This is a genomic window from Patulibacter americanus DSM 16676 (assembly GCF_000420025.1).
Taxonomy (GTDB): Bacteria; Actinomycetota; Thermoleophilia; order Solirubrobacterales; family Solirubrobacteraceae; genus Patulibacter; species Patulibacter americanus.
The window spans coordinates 184,359-205,645 of the sequence record NZ_ATUD01000003.1; the positions used below are offsets into that span (position 1 = coordinate 184,359).

A 21,287-nucleotide genomic window follows, 5' to 3' on the forward strand; every position below is an offset into this window, starting at 1 on the left:
CACGAGGCGGCGGCGGTCGGACCGTCCTTGGAAGACTGGGCTGATGGCCGCGACCTCCGACGACGCCTTCCTCGCGCCCGCCGCTGCCGGCCTGCACCGCGTCGAGCTCTCCGCGGCCAACGAGATGGGCACGGTCAACGCGTGGATCATCGACGACGACCCGCTCACGCTCGTGGACGCCGGGACCCGGACCCCCGGGGCCGTCGAGCGGCTCGAGGCGGGGTTCCGCGCCGCCGGTCGGCGCCTGGAGGACGTCGGGCTCGTCGTCCTCACGCACCACCACACGGACCACCTGGGGCTCGCCGCCGAGGTCGTCCGGCGGTCGGGTGCCGAGGTCGCAGCGCTCGCCCCGATCGCTCCGTACCTGGGCGACTTCCCCGCGGAGGCGGCCCGCGACCGCGCGTACATGGCCGGGGTCCTCCGGCGGCACGGGTGGGACGACGCCACGGTCACGACGAACGTCGACGGCTGGGCGCGCTTCCACCGCGTCGCCGAGCCGTGCGCGGTCACCGTGCCGCTCACGGCCGGCGCGCGACTGACCCTGCGGGACCGGACGCTCGAGGTGCTGCACCGTCCGGGGCACAGCGAGAGCGACGTGCTGCTCGTCGACGCGCAGCGGCGCCTGGCCTTCGGCGGCGACCACCTGCTCGGCGCGGTGCCGTCGGTGCCCGTCCGCGACCGGCCGCTGCCCGGCGGGGACGGCGAGGTGCCGCCGGACCCGCCCGGGGACGACATCGCCGCGATGGTCCGCTACCGCGACTCCCTCCGGGCGACGGCCGCGCTGGGCCTCGACGTCGTCCTCCCCGGCCACGGCGCCGCGTTCGGGGACCACGCGGGCGTCGTCGCCCGCCACCTGGCGCGGCAGGAGCGCGATGCCGCAGGGCTGCTCGCCCGTATGGACGCCGCGCCCGTCACCGCCGCCGCGATCGTCCGCGAGCGGTGGCCTCGGGCCCCGGACGGCTTCGCGCACGTCCTCATGAGCGGGATCCTCGGCAGCCTGGGGCTCCTCCGTGCGGAGGGGCGCGTCGCGGTCTTGGGGGCCGGGCGGGACGGCGTCGTGCGCTTCGTGGCCGTCTGAGCGCCGGACGGGGCCCCGCCTACCGCGCGCGCCAGAGCCCGCGGGTGAAGAGCGCGAGGATCGTGAACAGCTCGAGGCGGCCGAGCAGCATCAGGGCGCTCAGGCCGAGCAGCCCGGCGTCGGGCACCTCGGCGTAGGACTCCACGCCGCCGAGGCTGCCGAGCGCCGGGCCGACGTTGAACAGGCAGGCCAGCGCGCCGGAGAACGCGGAGAGCAGGTCGAGCCCGCAGGCGGCCAGCAGGCCCGTGCCGAAGACGAGGGCGACGGAGGCGACGGCCATGAAGCCGAAGGCGGCGCGGACCGCGTCGTCGGACACCGGGCGGCCGCCGATGCGCACCACCACGACGCGCTGCGGGGCGATCTGCCGCTGGATCTCGGAGCGGATGCCGCCGCCGATGGTGAGCCAGCGGCGCACCTTGAACCCGCCGGTGGTGGAGCCGACCATCGCCCCCGAGGCGGTGGCGATGAGCACGAGCAGCCGGGCTTCCTCGCCCCACGCGTCGGGGTCCGCGGTCGTGAACCCGGTCCCCGTCGTGATGGAGGCGGCGGTGAAGATGCCGTCGAAGATCGTCCCTGGCGCCTCGCTGCCCTGGGCGCTCAGCGCGAGCAGGACGCCGATCGCCACCACGAAGACGACGAACGCCCGCAGCTCGGTGGCGTGGACGCCCAGGCCCCGCCGGGTGATGAGCCGCCACCACAGCACGTAGGAGACGCCGGACGCGAGCATCAGGAGCGTCAGGACGATCTCCGTCGGCGTCGACTCGAACGCGCCGGCCGAGGCGGTGTGGGTCGAGAAGCCGCCGGTCGACGCCACCGACATCGCGTGGTTGACGGCGTCCCACGGCGTGACGCCGGTGATCAGCAGCAGCACGAACGCGACGGCCGTGACCGTCAGGTAGATGCCGGCGGTGATGCGCGCCGTGTCGATCATCTGCGGCGCCACGGTCTCCTCCTGCGCGCGGCTCGTCTCGCCCAGCAGGACGCGCCGGGCCGCGCCGCCCGCGGCCGGGGCGATGGCCACGAGGAGCACGACGATGCCGATCCCGCCGATCCAGTGGGTCATCGACCGCCAGAGGAGGACGGCGTTGGGCTGCCCGTCCACCTCGACCAGCGCGGTGGCTCCGGTGGTGGTGATGCCGCTGGTGCCCTCGAAGATCGCGGCCGCGACGCCCGGGAAGCTGCCCGACAGGTACAAGGGGACGCTGGCGAAGAGGCTGGTGGCCACCCAGGTGAGCCCGGCGGCCATCAGGCCGTCGCGGCCGGTCGGCGGCGGCATCGCGCGCCCGCCCCAGGTGCTCCGCAGCCCGGCGGCGAGGAGTCCCGCCACCACCGTCGCGCTCGCGAAGGCGCCGACGGAGCGGCCGTCCGAGACGAGCGCGGTGATCGTGCAGACGAGCGCCGCGACGGCGAGGGCGACGAAGCCGGCGGTGAGCGCCCGGCGCGTCAGCGGGCCGATCCGCGCCCCGATGCGGGGGCGTCGCGGCATGCCGAGGCGCGTCCGGCGCAGGCGGGCGAGCGCGCTCACCCGCCGAGCACCGCGGCGAGCTTCTGGGCCCCGTTGCCCGTGGCGAGCACGAGCGCGATGTCGCCCCGCTGGTAGCGGTCGATCTCGCCCGGGAACCTGACGGCGCCGTCGCGCACGACGGCCGTGAGGCACGTGTCGTGGGGGAGCGAGGCGGCGATCGGGCGGCCGCAGAGGTCGCTGTCGTCGGCGATCTTGTACTCCAGCGCCTCGAGCCCGTCGACGATCAGCGTGCTCTTCTGCGCGCCGGTGCCGCGCGAGGTGCGCAGGATCCGCTCGGCGGCGGCGAGGCGCGGCGCGACGATGCCGTCGACGCCCAGGGCCTCGGCGAGCGGCGCGAACTCCTCGCGGGAGAGCACCGCGAGGACGAGCCCGATCTGCAGGCGGTCGGCGTGGGTGCAGGCCAGGAGGGTGGCGCGGTCGTCGCCGGCGCACGAGACGAACGCGTCGCAGGTGTCGACGCCCGCCTCGCGCATCGCCGTCTCGGAGGCGCCCTCCTCCCACAGCACCTCGATGGAGCGGTCGTCGAGCACCTCGGCGGCCTCGCGGGCGCGGGCCTCGTCGGCCTCGAGCAGCACGATCTCGCGGCCGCGGGCGGCGAGCCGGGCGGCGAGGGAGACGCCGATCTGGCCCGCGCCGAAGATCGCGACGCGTCGCACCTGGCGGGCGTCCGGGTCGATCTCGCGGCACGCCTCCTTCAGCTCGTCGCGGTGGCAGGCGACCACGAGGTGGTCGCCGGGGAGCGGCGTGGAGTCCTTCGTGGCCAGGTGCACCCGGCCGTCGCGCAGCAGCGCGCCGATCTTCGAGTGCGTCGCGTGCGGACGGGTGCCGACGGAACGCCGGGCGGCGGGAGAGTTGTCCGTGACCATGCACTCCGCGAGCGAGAGCCGGCCGTCCGCGAACGACTCGACCCGCACCGCGCCGCGGATCCGCAGCGCCGACTCGAGGTCGCCGACGGCGGCGAGCTCGGGGGACACGAGCAGGTCGATCCCGAGCATGTCCGTGGCGGTGTCCTCGCCGGGCGGGTAGTAGTCCGCGTCGCGCACGCGGGCCATCGTCCGCGGGGCGCCCTGGGCGCGCGCGTGCAGGCACGCGATGAGGTTGGTGGCGTCGCTCGCCGTCACCGCGACGAAGAGGTCCACGTCGCCCGCGCGGTGCTCGTTGAGATCCCGGGGGCTGGCGCCGTCGGCCCGCTCCATGCGGACGTCGAGGCCGGCTCGCGCACGCTGCTGGAGCAGCTCGCGGTTCTGGTCCATCACGACGACCTCGTGGCCCTCCCGGGCGAGGCGGCCCGCGAGGTACCACCCGACCTCACCGGCTCCGACGATCAGCGCACGCATCCGGACGAGCATGACCCATGCGGCGGGCGGACGGCGCCGCAGCGCTCGGAGCGACCGCGACGGGGCCGCCGACGCGCCGCGCCCCGGTCCGTGGACGCGCGGCGGGCCTACGGCCAGCCGCGGCGCCAGACGACGGGGATCCGGCGGTCGTCCGAGAGCGCCCGGCCCGACATCCGGGGTGCGAGCGGCTGCGAGCGGCGGGTCAGCTCGGCGCGGTCGATGCGGTGCGCGAGCGCGAGCACCATCTCGGTGGAGAGGCCCTCGCGCTCCACGATCACCTCGGTGGGGTGGTTCGCGTCGATGTAGCCCTCGACCACGCGGTCCAGCAGGGCGCACGGCTCGTGGAGCGGGCGGGGGCCGCCGAGCGTCGCCGCGGCGCGGGTCAGCAGCTCGGGGGGTGCGGCCAGGGGGGCCTGCTCGCGCGCGGCGAGCCACCCGGCGATGCGGACGAGCCAGCCGCGGGTGAGGTCGCCGATGGGGGCGAACCCGCCCGCCAGCTCGTGGGGCCAGCCGCCGCCGAGGGCCCGCATCGTGCGGTCGGCGGTCGCCAGCAGCAGCGCCTCGTGGGCGTCGGCCGCGAGCTCGAGCCCGAGCAGGGTCGCGCGGCTGGCGATGAGCCGCACCGCCGGGTCCTCGTCCGGGACCACGTGCTCCAGGGGGAGGGCGTCGGCGTCGGTGTCGCCCGGCTCGGCGGTCGGGTCGGGCGCGGCGACGTGCACCAGGGGCAGCTCGACGCCCGTCCACTCCGGGTCGGCGGCCTCGGCGAAGCCCGCGGCGCGCACGACGGCCCGGGCCCAGGCGCGCCGGTCGTCGTCGTGGGCCACCGACGCGGGCAGCGCGTCGACGAGCACCACGTTCTCCGGGCCGAGCGCCTCGGCCGCCGCCAGGGCCGTCAGGCCGGCGCCGAGCGTCCCGTCCAGGCCGACGAGCACGCGCTCGATCCGCAGGCCGGCGGTGAAGTCGCGCAGCGCCACCTGCACGGCGAGCCAGCGGTGCTCCTCGTTCCCCGGCCAGCGGGCGACGCCGTCGGCGGGCGGGCGCGGCCGCTCCTCGGCGGGGACGACCGCCGGATCCGCGGTGCTCGTCACGGGCAGCACCATCACGGCGCCCGCGGCGGGGCGGACGGCGGCGCGGCGGTGCGGCTCGGCGCGGGCGGAGCGGCGGGACCAGGAGAGGTCGACGTCGCAGACCACGACGTCCTCCTCGAGCGCGGGGCCGCGCGCGAGGACGGAGCCCGTGTGGTCCGTGAGGTGGGACCCGCCGTCGAAGACCAGGCCGTCCTGGCCGCCTACGAGGTTGACGTACGCCACGGGCACCGTGTGCTCGAGCGCGCGGGCGATCGTCGTGGCCTCGCGGCGGCGCTGCATCCCCGGGGAATAGGGGGAGGCGTTGAGCGCGACGAGCAGATCGACGCCGGCCGCGGCGCAGGCGGCGGAGGGCTCGGGCTCCCAGAGGTCGGCGCAGATCATCACGCCGACCCGGGCCTTCGGGAGCTCGGCGACGAACGCGTGGCGGGACGGCACGAAGTACCGACCCTCGTCGAAGACGGCGTAGGTCGGCAGGTGCTGCTTGTCCGCCCAGCCCGCGACGCCGCCGCGGGTGAGGACGGCGGCCGAGTTCTGCACCCCGCGGCGGTCGGCGGTGGGGTGCGGGGCGCCGACGAGCGCCACGAGGTCCGGCGGGAGGTCCGCGGCGAGCTCCTCGAGCGCCCGCTGCGCCTCCTGCAGCATCCCCTCGTCGACGATCAGGCTCTGGGGCGGATAGCCGCACAGCGCGAGCTCGCCGCAGACGGCCAGCTCGACGCCGGCGTCGGCCGCCCGGCGCAGCATCGCCGCGATCCGGTCCCGGTTGCCGGCGATGTCGCCGACCACGGGATGGAACTGCAGGAGACCGAGGCGGAGCGCGCTCACCCCTCCGACGGTAGGGAAGGCGGGCCCGTCGCGCGGAGCGGCGGATGGCCGCCCGTGGGCGCGGGTATGCGCATGTGCCTTGTTCGACCTCGTGCTGTCCCCCCTCGCCGCCGAACCAGGGTTCCACCCGGGCAAGGTGGACGTCCTCGTCTACGTGCTCGCCGGCGTCGGGCTGCTCGTCGCCACGATCGCCTTGAGCAACCAGTCCGGGAGGACGTTCACCTCGGCGATCGTCTACCTCGCGCTCGGCGCGGTCGCGGCCGTGGTGATCCCGCTCGTCGGGGGCACGCCGTTCGATCCGATCGAGGACGCGGCGGTGCTCGAGCACCTGACCGAGGTCGTGGTGATCATCGCGCTGTTCGGGACGGGCCTGGCGGTGGACCGCGCGCTGCACTGGCGGGCGTGGAGCCACGCGCTGCGGCTGCTGCTGATCGCGATGCCGCTCACGATCGCCGCGGTGACGCTGTGGGGCTGGGGCGCCATGGGACTGTCCCTCGGCGCGGCCCTCATGCTCGGCGGCGCGGCGGCGCCGACGGACCCCGTCCTCGCCGGCGACCTCGGGATCGGCCCGCCCGGCGAGCCCGACGACGAGGACACGAGCTTCGCGCTGACCGCCGAGGCCGGCTTCAACGACGGCCTCGCCTACCCCTTCGTGCTCGCGGGGATCATGCTCGCCCACCACGGCGACGACGGCAACGTCCTCACCTGGATCGCGGGCGACGTGCTCTGGGCGATCCTGGTCGGCGTCGTCGTCGGCTACTTCATCGGCCGCTACGCCGCCGCCCTGGTCCGCCGCGCGCGCGACCGCGGCTACATGCAGGAGTACTTCGACGCCTGGGTCGGGATCGGCGTCGTCCTCACGGTCTACGGCCTGACGGAGATCGCCGACGCCTACGGGTTCATCGCGGCCTTCACGGCCGGGATCGGGTTCCGCCGCTACGAGCGTGGCCACGACATGCAGCAGGGCACCCACCGCGGGGCCTCGATCTTCGAGCGCCTCGGCGAGCTCGCCGTCGTGCTGTTCGTCGCCTCGATGCTGACGATCGACGGGCTCGGCACCCCCGGCGTCGCGGGCTGGGCCCTCGTCCTCCTGATCATCTTCGTCCTGCGCCCGGCGGCGGGCCTCATCGCCCTCATCGGCACCAACCTGCCCTGGCGGGAACGGGTCTTCGCGGCGTTCTTCGGGGTCCGCGGGGTCGGCTCGCTCTTCTACGCCAGCGTGGTGGTGACGTCGGAGTCGCTCCCGGAGCAGGAGGCCGCGGTGGTCCTCTGGACGGTCGTCGTGCTCGCGGCCGTCTCCATCGTCGTCCACGGACTGGCGGGCGAGCCCGCGAAGCGCCGGCTGCAGAAGCCCGCGGTCACCGGCGGCGTCGGCTAGCCCTCGGGCCCCGGCGGGCCGTTGCCCACGGCGGCTCAGCCCAGCGGGCCGCAGGCTAGCGTCGGCAGGCCCGCCGGCACGCCGTGCTCGAGCAGCCGCAGCAGCGCGCGCGTGTCGAGGTGCTCCTCCACGAGGTCGCCCAGCACGTCGTAGCGGCGGTCGCGGATCTCCGCGAAGCGCGCGCCACCGGGGACGTACGGGCGCCCGGCGTGGCGCGCCGCCCAGGCCAGCACGGCCTCGCGGGCGCCGTCGTGCTCGAGGAGGCCGTGCCACGAGGTGCCGGCGACCGCGCCGCGCACGCAGCCCTCGTCGGTGGCGTCGGGCTCGCCCGCGGCCGTGGCGACCGCGTCGCCGCGCAGCAGGGCCGTCGCGCCGTGGCGGACGACGCGGCCGTGGCGGATCTCGTAGCCGCCGGCGACGACGGAGCCGGAGAGGCCCGCGTCGCCCGGCGCCGTCCCGTCGTCGTGCCCGCCGGCCGGACCGCCGCTCCCGGCCGTGTCCCCGCCGAGCGTCCCGTCGGACCCCACGAGCAGCCGCCCCGTGCGGCGGCGGGTGATCTTCTGCGGCGTCATCGCGGTGGCGACGGGCAGCAGGCCGAGGCCCGGGACGGTCCCCGTCCCGGTCTCGACGCCGTCGTCCTCGATCGCCTCGCCGAGCATCTGGTAGCCGCCGCAGACCCCGAGGATCGGCCGTCCCGCCGCGGCGCGCTCGGCCAGCAGGCGGTCCAGGCCCCGCTCGCGCAGGTCGGCCAGGTCGGCCACCGTCGCCTTCGAACCCGGGAGCACCACGAGGTCCGCGTCGCGGAGCACGTCGGGGTCGAGGGTCACGCGCAGGTCGACGTGCGGCTCGACCCCGAGCGCGTCGAGGTCGGTGAAGTTCGAGATCCGCCGGAGCGCGACGACGGCCACGCGCAGCGCCCCGGGCCCGCGGGAGCGGCCCATCGTGCGCAGCCCCAGGCTGTCCTCGGCCTCGAGCTCCAGGCCGTCGGCCCACGGCACGACGCCGAGCACGGGGCGGCCCGTCATGCCCTCGAGGGCGCGAACGCCCGGCTCGAGCAGGCCGGGGTCGCCGCGGAACTTGTTGATGATCGTGCCGGCCACGTGCGCCTGGTCGGCGGGGTCCAGCAGCGCGATCGTGCCGTAGTGGGCGGCGAGGACGCCGCCGCGGTCGATGTCGCCGACGACGATCGCGGGCAGCCCCGCGTCGCGCGCCAGGCCCATGTTCACGAAGTCGCCCTCGCGCAGGTTGATCTCCGCCGGGCTGCCGGCGCCCTCGCAGATGACGGCGTCGTAGCGGGAGCGCAGGTCGGCGAGGCTCTCGAGGACCGCGCCGCGCAGCTCGTCGCGCATCCGGCGGTAGTCCCGCGCGCCCGCGGTGCCGTAGGGGCGGCCGAGCAGCACGACCTGGCTCATCCGCTCGCCCGTGGGCTTGAGCAGCACGGGGTTCATCACGGCCTCGGGCTCGATCCCGGCCGCCGCGGCCTGCACGGCCTGGGCGCGGCCGAGCTCCAGGCCGTCCGGGGTGACGGCCGCGTTCAGGGCCATGTTCTGCGCCTTGAAGGGCGCGACCCGCACGCCCTCGCGGTGCAGCCAGCGGCAGATCCCCGCGGTGATCAGCGACTTGCCGGCGTCCGAGGTCGTCCCGGCGACGAGCAGCGAGCCGGCGGGCGCGGAGGGGTCGGCGGGACGGGTGCGCGGGGCGGGCACCCGCCGGATCCTGACGGAGAGGCTGACCTCGCGCGCGCCAGGGCGTCGGCCGGGCCGGACCGCCGCGTCCGGCGGGCGGGACCGACCGGGTCCGCCCGCGCTGACTCGCCGGCGCACCCGCGGGGCGTGCGCGGGCCGGGGGACCTAGCGGGCCGGGCCGCGGCGTCCGACCCCGCGAGCGACCGCGCCCGCCAGCACGGCCGCCAGCGCGCCGACCCGCAGCGACAGCCGTGCCGCCCGCTCCAGGTCCGCGGCCGACGGTTCGCGCCCCTGCCGGCCGTCGGGGCCGCCGCCGAGGACGGGGCGATCTTCGACGCGGCCGCCGTAGACGTTGCGGCCGCCGAGCCGCACGCCGAGCGCGCCGGCGAACGCGGCCTCGACCCGGCCGGCGTTCGGGCTGGGGTGCCGGGCCCCGTCACGCAGCCAGGTGCGCAGCGCCCCGGCGGCGCTCCCGCCCACGGAGGACGCGGCGGCGACGGTCAACGCGGCGGAGGCGCGGGCGGCCGGCCAGCCCGCGACGTCGTCGGCGCGGGCCGCCGCCCAGCCGAAGCGCTCGTAGCGCGGCGAGTGGTGGCCGACCATCGCGTCCATCGTGTTCAGCCCCCGGTGCAGCGCGACGCCGGGCGCGCCGAGCAGCGCGCCCCAGACGAAGGGGGCGACGACGGCGTCCGAGGTGTTCTCGGCCACGGACTCGAGCCCGGCGCGGGCCAGGCCGGCGCCGTCGAGCGTGGCGGGGTCGCGGCCGACGAGGGTGGGGGCGAGCGCCCGCGCACCGTCGAGGTCGCCGCGGGCCACAAGGGCCCCGAGGTCGCGGCCGGCGCCCGCGAGGGACCGTCCGCCGAGGGCCGCCCACGTCACGGCCGCGGTCAGGAGCGCGCGGCCGACGGGGCGCGAGCGCAGCGCCCGGTCGAGGAGCGCGACGGGGCCGGTGCAGACGAGGGCGCCCGTCGCCGCGTACGCGATCCCGGCGGCGCGGTCGTCGCGCCACAGCCGGGCCTCGACGGCGAGCATCGTGCTGCCGAAGAGCGCGACGGGGTGGCCGCGGCGCGGGTCGCCGAACGCCCGGTCCGCCGCCCAGCCGAGGAGCAGGCCGGCCGCGACGGACCGACGGGAGGCGCGGTCGCTGCGGGTCACCCGTCGAGGTCGTCCGCGTCGTCGGGCAGGCCAAGCGTGGCCCGTGCCTCGCGGAGCTCGCCGCGGGAGGGCGTCCAGTTCGCGCGGATCAACCGCCAGCGGCCGTCGTGCGCGTGCAGCTCGGTGAGGGAGCCGGGGGCCACGTCGATCCGCCAGGCGGCGGACGCCGGGGCGCCGAGCGCGACGGCGATCGCGGCGCGCACGACGCCACCGTGGGTGACGGCGACGAGCGGCAGGTCGCCCTCGGCGCGCGTGGCCATCCACGCGCCGACCCGGGCGGTGAGGGCGTCGAGCGACTCGCCACCCGGAGGCGCGAAGGCGGGGTCGGTCATCCACGCCACGACGGGTGCCTCGTCCTCCGCGTGCACCTCGGCCAGGGTGCGGCCGGCCCAGCCACCGAAGCCCGCCTCGCGCAGCCCGTCGTCGACGGGGGCGTCCGCGTGCCCGAGCGCCGCGGCCGTCTCGGCGCAGCGCCGGGCCGGTGAGCGCAGTACGTCGCGGTGGGCCGGCAGGTGGGCGACGAGGGCACGGGCCTCGGCGCGGCCGCGGTCGTCCAGCCCCTCGTCGAGCGGGAACGCCGCCGAGCGCACGGCCGCGGTCGTCCCGTGGCGCAGGAGCAGCAGGCGCGCGGTCATCGGGCGCCCACGGGGGTGCGGCCGGCGACGAGCGGGAGCACGTGGGCACGGGCGAACTCGCGCAGCGCGTCCCGGTCGTCGACGGGCAGCGCGGTCGCCGGCATCGTCACGAGCGAGAGCGCGACGCGGGCGAGGATCTCGGCGGTCGCGTGGGTGTCCATCGACCGCAGGCGGCCCGTGGCGACGCCGGCGTCGAGGAGGGTCACCACGAACGTGCGGACGAGGTCGAGCGTCGAGGCGCCGCGGATCGTGAGCCGCAGCGCGACGTCCTCCGGCTCCGTCTCTCGCAGCCGGACGAACAGCGGGTGGCCGCGGGACGTCTCGACGCCGCGGACGAACCCCTCGACGAGCTGCTCCTCGATGTCGTCCAGCGCGCTCAGGGCCCGGCCCAGCGCCCGCAGCTCCTGGCGGGCCTCGAACAGGAGCGCGGCGGTCACGAGCTGCTCCCGGTGCGGGAATCGCCGGTAGACCGTCATGCGGCCGACCCCGGCGCGCCTGGCGATGTCGTTCACGCTCGTGCGTCGGATGCCGCCCTCCCGGAAGCCCTGGGCGGCGGCGTCGAGGATGCGTGTGCGCACCTCGTCGTCGGCGTCCTCGGCCGGAACGGTCAGGGCACGCGCGAGCAGCTCCTCGGGGGACGGAGTCGTCACCGGCCGATCATCGCAGCCCGGCCGACGTGGTCGCCGTCCGCATCGACACCCCGGGCGGTGCCCGGAGCCGGCCGCGGGCGAGCGGCGACGCGCCAACCCGGCGCCGGCCCCACCCCGGAACGACGACGGCCGCCCCGTGGGGCGGCCGTCGGTCCGTCGAAGGCGGAGAGAGGGGGATTCGAACCCCCGAACGAGTTTCCCCGTTACACGATTTCCAGTCGTGCCCATTCAACCGCTCTGGCACCTCTCCAGCGGAACGGAGAAGATAACGAAGCCCGGGCCCTCCCCGCCGTCCGCCTCCGCCGGAGGATGTACGCACCGGTCCGGGGAGCGTCCCGACAGGCCGCCGGGACGCTCCGTCGGGCGGCCCCGGTGCGGGCCTCCCGTCGCGCCGTCACCGCAGGATCAGCGGCGTGCTCACGGCCCGCCCGCGGGCGGGCTTCACGCGGACCTGCACCTCGTGGGAGGACGCGCGGCGCAGCACCGTCCGGCCGCGGGCCGTCGTCCGGACGCGCACCGTGGCGGACCGGCGGGCGGAGACGCGGAATGCCCCGCTGGCCACGACGGTCCCGCCGCGACGCACGGACACCGTGCCCCGGCACGCGCGCCGGTCGGCGCAGCGCAGCTCGACCGGGATGCGGCCGGACGAGACGCGCAGGCGGGACGAGCGGACGACCGCGCCGGTCACCGGGCGCAGGACGTTCACGGCGCCGATCGCGGCGTTCTTGCGCTGCAGGACGTAGAGGTTGCCGGCGCGGTCGACGTCGAGGTCCCAGGGGGCGGCCTCGTACGGATCGACGTCGGGCAGCGGGATGCTCGTCACGTGCGTGCCGTCGGGGCGGTAGTGCTGGATGCGGTGGTTGCCGTGGTCGGCGACGAAGACGTCGCCGCGCGCGTCCACCGCGATCCCCCGGGGCTCGCGCAGCTGCGTGCGACCGCTCCCGGCCTGGCCCCAGCCCCGCACGAACGTGCCGTCGGCGGTGAAGCGCTGGATCCGGTGGTTGCGGACGTCGGAGACGTAGACGTTGCCGCGACCGTCCGAGGCGACGCCGCCCGGGGTGGTGAACTGCCCGTCGCCTCCGCCCTGGCCCCCGAAGGATGCGAGGCCCGTGCCGTCGCTCCCGAACCGCAGCACGCCGTTGGCCAGCGAGCCCCGCCCGTTGTGGGCGATCCAGCGCTCGCCGGCCCGGTCGACGTCGATGTCGTTGCCGATGACGGTCGCGCCGCCCGGGCCCGACAGCGGGGAGGCGGCCCGCAGCTCGCCGGACCCCGAGAAGACGGAGACCCGGGCCGCGATGTCGGTGACGTAGACGTTCTCGGCGCCGTCGACGGCGATCCCGAACGGGGAGTCGATCTGGCCCGCGTCGCGCCCGGGAGTGCCCCAACGCGCGGTCTGGCGCCCCGTCGAGGAGTACCGCACGACGCCGTCGGCGCCCGAGGGACTCACGGCCACGTACACGTCGCCCTTGGCCCCCACGGCGAGCCCCTGGCCGGCCTTGACCTCCCACGCCCGGACCGCCGTGTACTCCGCGGCCGCCGCGCCGGACGGCACCGCGGCACCCGCCACGCCGGCCACGGCGACGGCGAGCCCGAGCAGGGCCGGGGCGCGGCGCGCGCTCCGGCGACCGGCAGGGGCGGGGCGGGTGCTGCGGATCACGACATCCTCCGGGGGCAGGGGGCTGATCCGCGGAGTCTATGGGCCGTCACCCCGCGCGGGATCCGGTTTCGGCGCGACCCGCCGAGCCAGGGGGTCGGCTCCGTGAGAGACCGACGCGGTCCCGGCCCTGGCCCGTGCCGGGCCCCGATCCGGACCCGGGCCCCGGCCGCTCAGGCCTGCCAGGCGCCCCCGACGAGCACGGGCGTCTCCGTGCCGTCCTTCGCGATGCCGATCGCGGACACGTCGTTCGACCCGACCATGAAGTCGACGTGGATCGCGGAGCGGTTCGCCCGCGCGTGGTCCGCTTCGTCGGTCAGGCACATCGTGTACGCGGAGCCGAGGGCCAGGTGACTGGCGGCGTTCTCGTCCAGCAGCGTCTCGTGGAAGACCGTTCCCGTCTGCCCCACGCGGCCGTCGCCGTCGACGAGCGCGAGCTCGCCCAGGCGTCGCGCGCCGGCGTCGCGCTGGATCCAACCGCGGAGGATCTCCACGCCGGTCGTCGCGTCGACGCGCACGACCTCGCCGCCGCGGAACTCGACCTCGATGCCGTCGACCGTGGTGCCCCCGAGGGTCAGCGGCTTCGTCGCGCGCACCACGCCGTCCACCCGCGTCGGGTCCGGGGTCGTGAACACCTCCTCCGTCGGCACGTTCGCCTGGTGCGTGATGCCCTCGGCGGTGTCCATGCCGGCGGCGATGAACACCGAGGACGGCAGCAGGCCGACCGTCAGGTCCGTGCCCGGGCCCTCCAGACGGATCGCGTCGAACGAGCGGGCGTTCAGCGCCTCCGCGCTGCGCACGAGCTCGGCCGAACGGGCCTCCCAGGCGGCGACGGGGTCGTCCTCCAGGCGCAGCACCGTCACGACGTCCTGCTCCAGGCGCCGCAGGGCCTCCTCCGGGCTCAGGTCGGGGAACACCAGCCCGGCCCAGCCGGCGTTCGGCGCGGGCACGACGGTCCAGTTGAGCTGGCGCTCGTTGATGACCTGCGACGTCTCGCGCAGCGACGGGAGCTGGTCCTTGCCGATCCGGGCGGGGTCGATGCCCGCGAAGACGCCGGGCGTCGTCTGGCCGACGAGCGAGATCGCCGCCGCGCGGCTCTCGCCGAGCGCGAGCATGCGTGCGCCCAGCCACGGGGGGACGAAGTCGAGAGAGTCCTCGGCCGCGTGCTCCAGCCGCGCGCGCTTCACGAGCGGGTCGAACCAGGCGACGTCGACGAACTTCGCGCCGGCGCGGTACGCCTCGGCGGCGATCGCCCGGACGAGCGGCTCGTGCCCGCCGACCTGGCCGTTCACCGTCACGACCTGGCCGGGCTGGACGTTGGCGCCGATCCGCACCGCGAGCGCGGCGAGGCGCTCGAGCAGGGCGGGGTCGGGCTGGAGGGGGTCGCGACGGTCGCTCACCCCTCCCACGCTAACTCAGGAGCGTGGGGACCTCGGGCGCGCCAGGACTCCGGCCGGGTCCGGCCGCCACGTCCGGCGGGGCGACTGGCCGGGCCCGGGCCGCGGCGCCACGCCGGCGCACCCGAGGGATGGGGACCTCTGGCGCGCCAGGACTCCGGCCGGGTCCGGCCGCCACGTCCGGCGGGGCGACTGGCCGGGCCCGGGCCGCGGCGCCACGCCGGCGCACCCGAGGGTGCGCGTTGGCCCTTAGGCCTCGACGGGCTGGCCGTTGGCGATGAGCGTGGTGGGGACGTTGCCGCTCGTGGCGCGGGAGTACGGGCAGACGCCGTGCGCCTTGCGGACGATCTCCTTCGCGGTGTCGTCGTCGACGCCCGGGAGCGTCACGTCGAGCGTGGCCTGCAGCGCGAGTCCGCCGGCGGCCTTGCCGATCTCGACGGTCGCGTCGATGGACACGCCCGAGACGTCGGTGTCGCCCGCGACGCCGCCGATGGCGCCCTCGAAGCACGCGGCCCAGCCGACCGCGAAGAGCTGCTCCGGGTTGGTGCCGGTGCTCTCCTCCGGGCCGCCGAGCGCGGCGGGCTTGTCGAGCTGCACCTCGAGGCGGCCGTCGTCGGTCTTGCCGGAGCCGTCGCGGCCACCGGTGACGGTGGCGTGGGCGGCGTAGACGGGCTTGAAGCTGGCCATGGGAACTCCTCGTTGCTGAAACTGTTGCTCCATCCAACGTAGCGCGCGGGGGTATGCGGGCCGTGAAGGCGGGGGCGGAGCGGTCGAGAGGCGAGCGGGCACCGCCGGTGTCGGTCGCGGCGGATCGGCGTCATCCGGCGACGCCGATCCGCCTCGCCGGCACCGGCCAGCCGCGCCGAGGCGGATCGTCGCCGCATGCGGACGCCGATCCGCCTCGAAGGCGCGATCCGCCTCCAGATGCGGATCCGCCTCGTCAGCCGCGCGGCATCCGCGGGCCGGCCTTCGCCCTTGCCCACCAAGGCGCTCCGCCCCCGGACGCCCATCCCCCTCGACGGCCGCGCCGCACTCGCGGGCCGGCCGATGCCCTCGCCGGCCGACGCGCGCCGCCCCGGGCGTGCCGGCGAGCCGCGGCGGACGGGCCCGGCCAGTGGCTCCGCCGGACGCGGCAGCCGGCCTCGGCCGAACCCCTGGCGCGCCTGGGGCCCCCTACTCTCCATGGGTATGGCCTCCGCGCCGGCCACGCCCCCCTCCACCGCGGTCGAGGACTACCTCAAGGCGGTCTTCGCGCTCGAGACCCGTCTCGGCGGCGCCGTGCCCACGACCGCGCTGGCCGGACGCCTCGGGATCACGCCGGGGTCCGTCTCGGCCATGCTGCGCCGGCTCGCCGATCTGGGGCTGCTCGCGCACGAGCCCTACCGCGGGGTGCTGCTGACGGCGGAGGGCCGGCGGGTCGCGCTGCGGACGCTGCGCAACCACCGGCTGCTCGAGCTGTTCCTCGTCGAGATCCTCGACGTCCCTTGGGATCGCGTCCACGACGAGGCCGAGCGGCTCGAGCACGCGCTGTCGGACGACCTGGCCGAGCGGATCGCCGCGAAGCTCGGGCAGCCGGCGTTCGACCCGCACGGGGACCCGATCCCCGACCGGCAGCTCGAGCTCGAGGAGCCGGTCACCCGCAGCCTGCACGACCTCGAGGTGGGGGACGCCGCGCGCTTCGAGCGCGTCTCGGACGCCGACCCGGCGATGCTGCGCTACCTCGCCGCGCGCGGGGTGGTTCCGGGCGTGACGCTCGCGCTCGTCGACCGGCAGCCGTTCGGCGGGCCGCTGACGGTCCGCCTGGACGGGGTCGAGCACGCGCTGGGGCCGGAGCTGGCCGCGGCGATGCGCATGGCCGGCTGAGCCCGCCGCGGGCGACGGCGCGGAGCGGGGTCGGCGCAGGCGCGCCGGGTGACGGTGCGGCGGCGCCCCGGGGGCGGTCCGTACGCTGTCGGGCCGATGCCCGACGCGACCCCCGCGCCGACCGGCGACCCCGAGACCCCCCGGTCCGGCCGCCCCGCCGCCCGGCGCGGCGGCTCCCGCCGCGACCCGTCCCGGCGTGGAGCGCGGACCGGTCGCGTTCGCCGGTCCCTCGCCGGCCTGCCCGGCTGGGAGCTCGCGCTCGTCGGCGCGATCGTCCTCGTGGCGCTCGTGCTGCGGTTCTGGAACCTCGGCCAGAACCTCCCGCTCGTCTACAACATCGACGAGTCCGCGCGGTTCGTCCCGGACGCGGCGACGGTCTTCTCGCAGCGCCTCGGCTACCGCGAGCTCGTCAACCCGCCGGGGATGATGGGCCTGCTCGGGGTGCTCCAGCAGCTCTGGTTCCGCCCGCAGGGGCTCTCACCGAGCGAGGCGCTGGTGCGCGATCCGGGCGAGGCGTACCTGCTCGGCCGGGTCGTCGTGGCGCTGCTCTCCGTCGCGGCGGTGCCCGTCCTCTACGCCGCCGCACGCCAGCTGACGGGGCGGACCGCGGCGCTCGTCGCCGCCGGGCTGCTGGCCGTGGCGTTCCTGCCCGTCGCCTACGCGCGGGTCGCGCTCGCGGACGGACCGACGCTGCTGTTCGTGGCCCTGGGCCTGCTCGGCGCAGCGTGGATCCTGCAGGACGACGCCGGGCGACGGCGCGGGTTCCTGCTCGCCGGCGTGGCCGTCGGCCTGGCCGCGGGGTTCAAGTACAACGCCGGCATCGTCGTGCTCGTCGCGCTCGCCGCCGCGGTCCTACGGGTGCGGCCCGACGGGTTCGGGACCGTCGCGCGGCGCACCGTCCTGATGGGCGTCGTGGCGCTCGCCGCGTTCGTCCTCTCGAACCCGTACGTCCTCATCGACCCGCACGAGGTGCTGCGGGCGATCGAGTACCAGGCGAACTGGTCGGGGAGCGGGCGCTACGTCGGCGAGCCGATGACGAACGGGTTCGTCTTCTACACCTGGGCGGCGGGCTGGGGCGTCGGCTGGGCGCCGCTGGTCGCCGCCGTGGTCGGGTCCCTGCTGCTGGCGGTCCGCCGGCCGCGGATCGCCCTGCTGCTCCTCCCCATGGTCGCGGGCTACCTCGTCGTGATGGGGTTCCAGGACCGCTTCTTCGCGCGCTGGCTGCTGCCGATCGTCCCCGTGCTCGTGATCGCCGCGGGCTACGCGGTGCAGGAGGTCGTGGGCCTCCTGGCGCGCCGGCCGCGGCGCGTGCGGATCGCCCTGGCCGGCGCGCTGGCGCTCGGGCTCGGCGCGCAGTCCCTCCTCCACAGCACGCACACCGCCGCGGTCGTCGGGCGGGAGGACACGCGCACCGTGCTGCGCGACTGGATGGTCGCCCACGTGCCGCCGAAGTCCGGCGTCGTGCTCGAGTCGATGTCGCCCGGCGCGTGGATGCCGACGTTCGACGGCAACAACGCGTACTTCAGCCTGAACCGCTGGTCGATCTACCACACGATCGCCGCGGTCCAGCGGCGCGACCGCAGGAAGCACCCGCAGCTGCGGCTGAAGGCGGGCTTCTCGTCGTGGGTGCGGATCCTCTATCCCGAGCTCATCGACGAGTTCGAGCGCTACGGGTACTGCACCGTCGTGACCAGCTCGTACCAGGCCGGCCGCGCGGGCCGCACCCCGGAGCTCGTCCCCGCCGCCCGCCGCTACTACCGCGAGCTCACGCGCCGGGCGGACCTCGTCTGGCAGCTCAGCCCGTTCTCCCGCGAGGCGACGTTCCCCGACGGCCGGGGTCCCTGGTTGCCCACGACGGCGCCCGTGAAGTACCAGATCGACCGCCAGGCGACGACGTACGAGCTGGACTACGAGCGCCCGGGCCCGATGGTCTCCGTCTACCGCCTGCGCGGCGGACGCTGCGCGGGAACGCCGCCGGGCGCGATGCCCGCCGTGGTGCCGAACGCGCCCTGGCGCTGAGGTCCGCGGCTGGGCGCGGGACCACGGCGGCGTACGGACAGCGAGCGTGCGGGCGCCGGCGTCGTTCGGGCCGCACCGGCGCCGTTCGGGCCGCACCGGCGCCGTTCGGGCCGCACCGGCGCCGTTCGGGCCTCACCGGCCCCGCTCAGGCCGCGCCGGGCCCGATCGCCCCGCGCACGGTGCGGGACAGCATCTCGCGCAGCTCGGGCGCCGACGCCGCCCCGTTACGCACGTGCTGGGCGCCCATCATCGTGAGGCCGTGGATCACGTCGGTGATCCAGGCGACCGTGAGGTCGTCCCGCAGCTGCCCGCGGCTCTGCCCCTCGGCGACGTAGGACGCGAGCGGCTCGACGCCCTGCTCGGCCGCCATCGCCTCGAGCTGCTGCTGCCCGGTCTCGCGGTGGGCGCCGAGGAACCGGTACTGCTCGCCGAGGTCGGTGAGCACGAGCGTCATCCGTACGAGGACCTCGAGCGCGTCGGCGTCGGGGTCCTCCGGGTCGCCCGCGGCCCACGCCGCGCGGCCGGACTCCACGGCCGACTCCACGATCGCATGCGCCGTCTCGAAGACCCGCCCGTAGAGCGCGCGGACGAGGTCGTCGCGGTGCGGGAAGTGGCGGTAGAGCGTCGTCCGCCCGAAGCCCGAGGCCTCCGCGATCTCGCGCATGGAGGCCTCGGGGCGCTCGGCGAGGACCCGCACCGCGGCGGCCAGCACGGCGTCGCGGTTGCGGCGGGCGTCGGCGCGGCGGGGTTTCGTGGAATCGGTCACAGAGGCTCCGGGTAAGCGGGGCCATACCGTACCGTTTCTCGGGCGCCTCGTCCTGATCGGTCGACGCCCGTTCCCTCCTCGACGCCCCCGGCGGTCCCCTCATGAACGCACCATCCACCGCGCCGACCGGCGCCTCCGTCCCGCCCGGCGACCGCGCCGCCCGCCGCGCGCAGGCGCAGGGCAACCCGTGGCTCACGCTCGTCGCCGTCGCGCTCGGCGTGATGATGGTCGGCCTCGACGGCACCGTCGTCGGCGTCGCCAATCCGACGATCGCGGCCGACCTCGACGCGTCCCTCGCCGGCCTGCAGTGGGTCACGAACGGCTACCTGCTCGCCCTGGCCGTCCTGCTGATCCTCGGCGGCAAGCTCGGCGACCGCTTCGGCCGCAAGAAGGTCTTCATCATCGGCATCGTCGGCTTCGCGATCACGTCGCTGGGCTGCGCGCTCTCGCCGTCGATCGGCGCGCTGATCTTCTTCCGCGTGCTGCAGGGCGTCGCCGGCGCGCTGCTCATGCCCAACACGCTCGCGCTGATCCGCGCGGCGTTCCCGCCGAACGAGCTCAACCGCGCCGTCGGCATCTGGGGCGGCTCCTCCGCGCTCGCCGTCGCGTCCGGCCCGATCATCGGCGGCCTGCTCGTCGAGCACGTCTCCTGGGAGTCCATCTTCCTGCTGAACCTGCCGCTCGGCCTCCTCGCGACCGTCGTCGCCGTCGCCTGGGTCAAGGAGTCCCGCGAGGAGTCGCACGCCGGCGGCTTCGACGTCCCCGGCGTCGCGCTGCTCTCCGGCGGCCTCTTCCTCCTGGTCTGGGCGCTCATCAAGGCGCAGGACAAGGGCTGGGGCTCCGCCTACGTGCTGCTCTTCGGGCTCGCGGGCGTGATCGTCCTCGGCCTCTTCGTCCTGCGCGAGCACCGTGCGGCGGACCCGCTGCTGCCGCTGGACATCTTCCGCGAGCGCTCCGTCTGGGCCGGCACCCTGCTGGTGATCGTCGGCTTCTTCGCGCTCTTCGGCGTGCTGTTCTTCATCGGCCTCTACCTGCAGAACACCCACGGCTACAGCCCGGTCCAGACCGGCGTGCGGATGCTCCCCCTCACCGCCGTCTTCGTCATCTCGGCGCCGCTGGGCGGCTTCCTCACCGAGCGCTACGGTCCCCGCCCGCCGCTCATCCTCGGCATGCTGCTGCTCGTCGTCGCCTTCTTCGGGCTGACGATGCTCGAGACGGACACGAGCTACAACGGTCAGTGGCCGTACTTCCTGATCATCGGCCTCTCCTTCGGCCTGATCATCGTGTCGACGACCCAGGCGATCGTCGGCAACGTGTCCGTCGAGCGCGGCGGTGTGGCCGGCGGCCTGCAGTCCACCGCGCAGCAGCTCGGCGGCGTGCTCGGCACCGCGGTCTTCGGCTCGATCATCGCGTCCTCCGTGGCCGGCAACCTGGCCGACAACCTGGCGGCGGAGCGCGTGCCGGCGCCCGTCGCCGCCGTGGTGAGCCGCACGGGCGAGCTCGTCTCGCAGGGCGTCTCGCCGGCCGACGCGGCCCGCGCGCCGCAGGAGCTCACCGCCGGCCTGGCACAGGCCAACGGCGGGGAGCTCACGCCCGAGGTCGCGCGCGCGGTGTCGGACGCGAGCTACGGGGCGTTCATGGACGGCCTCCACGCCGCGATGTACGTCGGCGTCGGCCTGGCCGTCGTCGCGGCGCTGCTGGGCCTGCTCGTGACGCGCGGCCGCGAGGTCGAGGCGCACGAGGCCGGCGCGGCGTAACGGGACCCGCCGCCGATCCGGGATCGGCGGCGGGCCGGCCGCGGGCCCGGGCGGGCGACGGGCCCCGTCGCCCGCGGCCTACCGCCGGTCGCGACCGGCGGTAGGGTCCCGCCCCATGCCGCCGCTGCGCCGTCTCTTCGGGCCGATGTTCATCACGGCCGGGGTCCTGCACTTCGCGATCCCGAAGCCGTTCGAGTCGATCGTCCCCGACTACCTGCCCGCGCACCGCGAGCTGGTGCAGATCTCGGGCGTCGTCGAGATCGTGGCGGGCGCCGCGACGATGCACCCGCGGACGCGGCGCTGGGGCCGCCTGCTGTCGGTCGCCACGTTGATCGGGGTGTTCCCGTCGAACGTGAACATGGCGCTGCACCCGGAGCGCCACCCCGTCCCGGGCGGCCGGAGGACCCTGATCGCGCGCCTGCCGTTGCAGGGGCTGCTCGTGCTCTGGGCGCGGCGCGCGTCGTAGCGCAGGGCCCGC

The 21,287-nt window shown here is 76.3% G+C and carries 17 protein-coding genes and 1 tRNA gene; 6 read left to right on the forward strand and 12 right to left on the reverse strand.

Annotation, left to right across the window (positions count from 1 at the left end):
* Positions 1-43: 43 nt before the first annotated feature.
* Positions 44-1,078, forward strand: a complete 1,035-nt coding sequence (locus F593_RS0107280; RefSeq protein ID WP_022928101.1) for an MBL fold metallo-hydrolase — start codon at positions 44-46, stop codon at positions 1,076-1,078.
* 19 nt (positions 1,079-1,097) lie between these two features.
* Here F593_RS0107280 and F593_RS0107285 read toward each other — a convergent pair whose 3' ends face one another.
* From F593_RS0107285 to F593_RS0107295, 3 genes are all read right to left on the reverse strand, one after another.
* Complete coding sequence (locus tag F593_RS0107285; protein ID WP_157251650.1) at positions 1,098-2,564, reverse strand: TrkH family potassium uptake protein; 1,467 nt, start codon at positions 2,562-2,564, stop codon at positions 1,098-1,100.
* Between the two features lie 35 nt (positions 2,565-2,599).
* Positions 2,600-3,940: a Trk system potassium transporter TrkA gene (trkA, locus tag F593_RS0107290; RefSeq protein WP_022928103.1), complete on the reverse strand. Its 1,341-nt coding sequence runs from the start codon at positions 3,938-3,940 to the stop codon at positions 2,600-2,602.
* A gap of 107 nt (positions 3,941-4,047) precedes the next feature.
* The gene (locus F593_RS0107295) at positions 4,048-5,850 is read right to left on the reverse strand and encodes a nitrilase-related carbon-nitrogen hydrolase (RefSeq protein WP_022928104.1); all 1,803 of its coding nucleotides are present in this window, start codon (positions 5,848-5,850) and stop codon (positions 4,048-4,050) included.
* A gap of 79 nt (positions 5,851-5,929) precedes the next feature.
* Between F593_RS0107295 and F593_RS23265 the strand changes: the two genes are divergently transcribed.
* The gene (locus F593_RS23265) at positions 5,930-7,228 is read left to right on the forward strand and encodes a cation:proton antiporter (RefSeq protein ID WP_022928105.1); all 1,299 of its coding nucleotides are present in this window, start codon (positions 5,930-5,932) and stop codon (positions 7,226-7,228) included.
* A gap of 35 nt (positions 7,229-7,263) precedes the next feature.
* Here the strand turns inward: F593_RS23265 and F593_RS0107305 are convergent, their stop codons facing one another.
* From F593_RS0107305 to F593_RS0107340, 8 genes are all read right to left on the reverse strand, one after another.
* Positions 7,264-8,934 (reverse strand): cobyric acid synthase, encoded by a 1,671-nt coding sequence (locus F593_RS0107305; protein ID WP_022928106.1) that lies wholly within the window; start codon positions 8,932-8,934, stop codon positions 7,264-7,266.
* Between the two features lie 144 nt (positions 8,935-9,078).
* Positions 9,079-10,068, reverse strand: coding sequence for a CobD/CbiB family cobalamin biosynthesis protein (locus tag F593_RS0107310; protein ID WP_022928107.1), 990 nt, complete (start codon positions 10,066-10,068; stop codon positions 9,079-9,081).
* A complete protein-coding gene (locus F593_RS23270) occupies positions 10,065-10,703 on the reverse strand; it encodes a histidine phosphatase family protein (protein ID WP_022928108.1) in 639 nt (212 codons plus the stop codon). The genes F593_RS0107310 and F593_RS23270 overlap by 4 nt, the downstream gene beginning before the upstream one ends.
* Positions 10,700-11,353 carry a TetR/AcrR family transcriptional regulator gene (locus tag F593_RS0107320; RefSeq protein ID WP_022928109.1) on the reverse strand — a complete coding sequence of 218 codons (654 nt, stop codon included), beginning with the start codon at positions 11,351-11,353 and terminating at the stop codon, positions 10,700-10,702. Before F593_RS0107320 ends, F593_RS23270 begins: the two co-directional genes overlap by 4 nt.
* A 163-nt stretch (positions 11,354-11,516) precedes the next feature.
* Positions 11,517-11,603, reverse strand: a tRNA-Ser gene (locus F593_RS0107325).
* A 144-nt stretch (positions 11,604-11,747) separates the two neighbouring features.
* A complete protein-coding gene (locus F593_RS0107330) occupies positions 11,748-13,010 on the reverse strand; it encodes an NHL repeat-containing protein (RefSeq protein ID WP_022928110.1) in 1,263 nt (420 codons plus the stop codon).
* Positions 13,011-13,180: 170 nt separating this feature from the next.
* Positions 13,181-14,407: an aminopeptidase gene (locus F593_RS0107335; RefSeq protein ID WP_022928111.1), complete on the reverse strand. Its 1,227-nt coding sequence runs from the start codon at positions 14,405-14,407 to the stop codon at positions 13,181-13,183.
* Positions 14,408-14,653: 246 nt separating this feature from the next.
* Complete coding sequence (locus F593_RS0107340; RefSeq protein ID WP_022928112.1) at positions 14,654-15,091, reverse strand: Ohr family peroxiredoxin; 438 nt, start codon at positions 15,089-15,091, stop codon at positions 14,654-14,656.
* A gap of 501 nt (positions 15,092-15,592) precedes the next feature.
* Between F593_RS0107340 and F593_RS0107345 the strand changes: the two genes are divergently transcribed.
* Together F593_RS0107345 and F593_RS0107350 are read left to right on the forward strand one after the other, a co-directional pair.
* The gene (locus F593_RS0107345; protein ID WP_028721511.1) at positions 15,593-16,267 is read left to right on the forward strand and encodes a metal-dependent transcriptional regulator; all 675 of its coding nucleotides are present in this window, start codon (positions 15,593-15,595) and stop codon (positions 16,265-16,267) included.
* A gap of 96 nt (positions 16,268-16,363) precedes the next feature.
* Positions 16,364-18,286, forward strand: coding sequence for an ArnT family glycosyltransferase (locus F593_RS0107350; protein ID WP_022928114.1), 1,923 nt, complete (start codon positions 16,364-16,366; stop codon positions 18,284-18,286).
* Between the two features lie 145 nt (positions 18,287-18,431).
* On the opposite strand, the gene F593_RS27925 is transcribed toward F593_RS0107350, so the two are convergent.
* On the reverse strand, positions 18,432-19,052 hold the full coding sequence (locus F593_RS27925; protein WP_022928115.1) for a TetR/AcrR family transcriptional regulator: 621 nt from the start codon (positions 19,050-19,052) through the stop codon (positions 18,432-18,434).
* 101 nt (positions 19,053-19,153) lie between these two features.
* Between F593_RS27925 and F593_RS23280 the strand changes: the two genes are divergently transcribed.
* Both F593_RS23280 and F593_RS0107365 read left to right on the forward strand, forming a co-directional pair.
* Entirely contained in the window at positions 19,154-20,809 is a 1,656-nt protein-coding gene (locus F593_RS23280) for an MFS transporter (protein ID WP_022928116.1), read from the forward strand.
* 115 nt (positions 20,810-20,924) lie between these two features.
* Positions 20,925-21,275, forward strand: a complete 351-nt coding sequence (locus F593_RS0107365; protein ID WP_022928117.1) for a DoxX family protein — start codon at positions 20,925-20,927, stop codon at positions 21,273-21,275.
* Positions 21,276-21,287: the final 12 nt, after the last annotated feature.

Excerpts from the sequence above, each read along its gene's own strand:
- F593_RS0107280 (WP_022928101.1), top strand. The coding sequence starts at position 44 with ATGGCCGCGACCTCCGACGACGCCTTCCTCGCGCCCGCCGCTGCCGGC.
- F593_RS0107285 (WP_157251650.1), bottom strand. The coding sequence starts at position 2,564 with ATGCCGCGACGCCCCCGCATCGGGGCGCGGATCGGCCCGCTGACGCGC.
- trkA (WP_022928103.1), bottom strand. The coding sequence starts at position 3,940 with ATGCGTGCGCTGATCGTCGGAGCCGGTGAGGTCGGGTGGTACCTCGCG.
- F593_RS23270 (WP_022928108.1), bottom strand. The coding sequence starts at position 10,703 with ATGACCGCGCGCCTGCTGCTCCTGCGCCACGGGACGACCGCGGCCGTG.
- F593_RS0107340 (WP_022928112.1), bottom strand. The coding sequence starts at position 15,091 with ATGGCCAGCTTCAAGCCCGTCTACGCCGCCCACGCCACCGTCACCGGT.
- F593_RS0107345 (WP_028721511.1), top strand. The coding sequence starts at position 15,593 with ATGGCCTCCGCGCCGGCCACGCCCCCCTCCACCGCGGTCGAGGACTAC.
- F593_RS0107350 (WP_022928114.1), top strand. The coding sequence starts at position 16,364 with ATGCCCGACGCGACCCCCGCGCCGACCGGCGACCCCGAGACCCCCCGG.
- F593_RS23280 (WP_022928116.1), top strand. The coding sequence starts at position 19,154 with ATGAACGCACCATCCACCGCGCCGACCGGCGCCTCCGTCCCGCCCGGC.
- F593_RS0107365 (WP_022928117.1), top strand. The coding sequence starts at position 20,925 with ATGCCGCCGCTGCGCCGTCTCTTCGGGCCGATGTTCATCACGGCCGGG.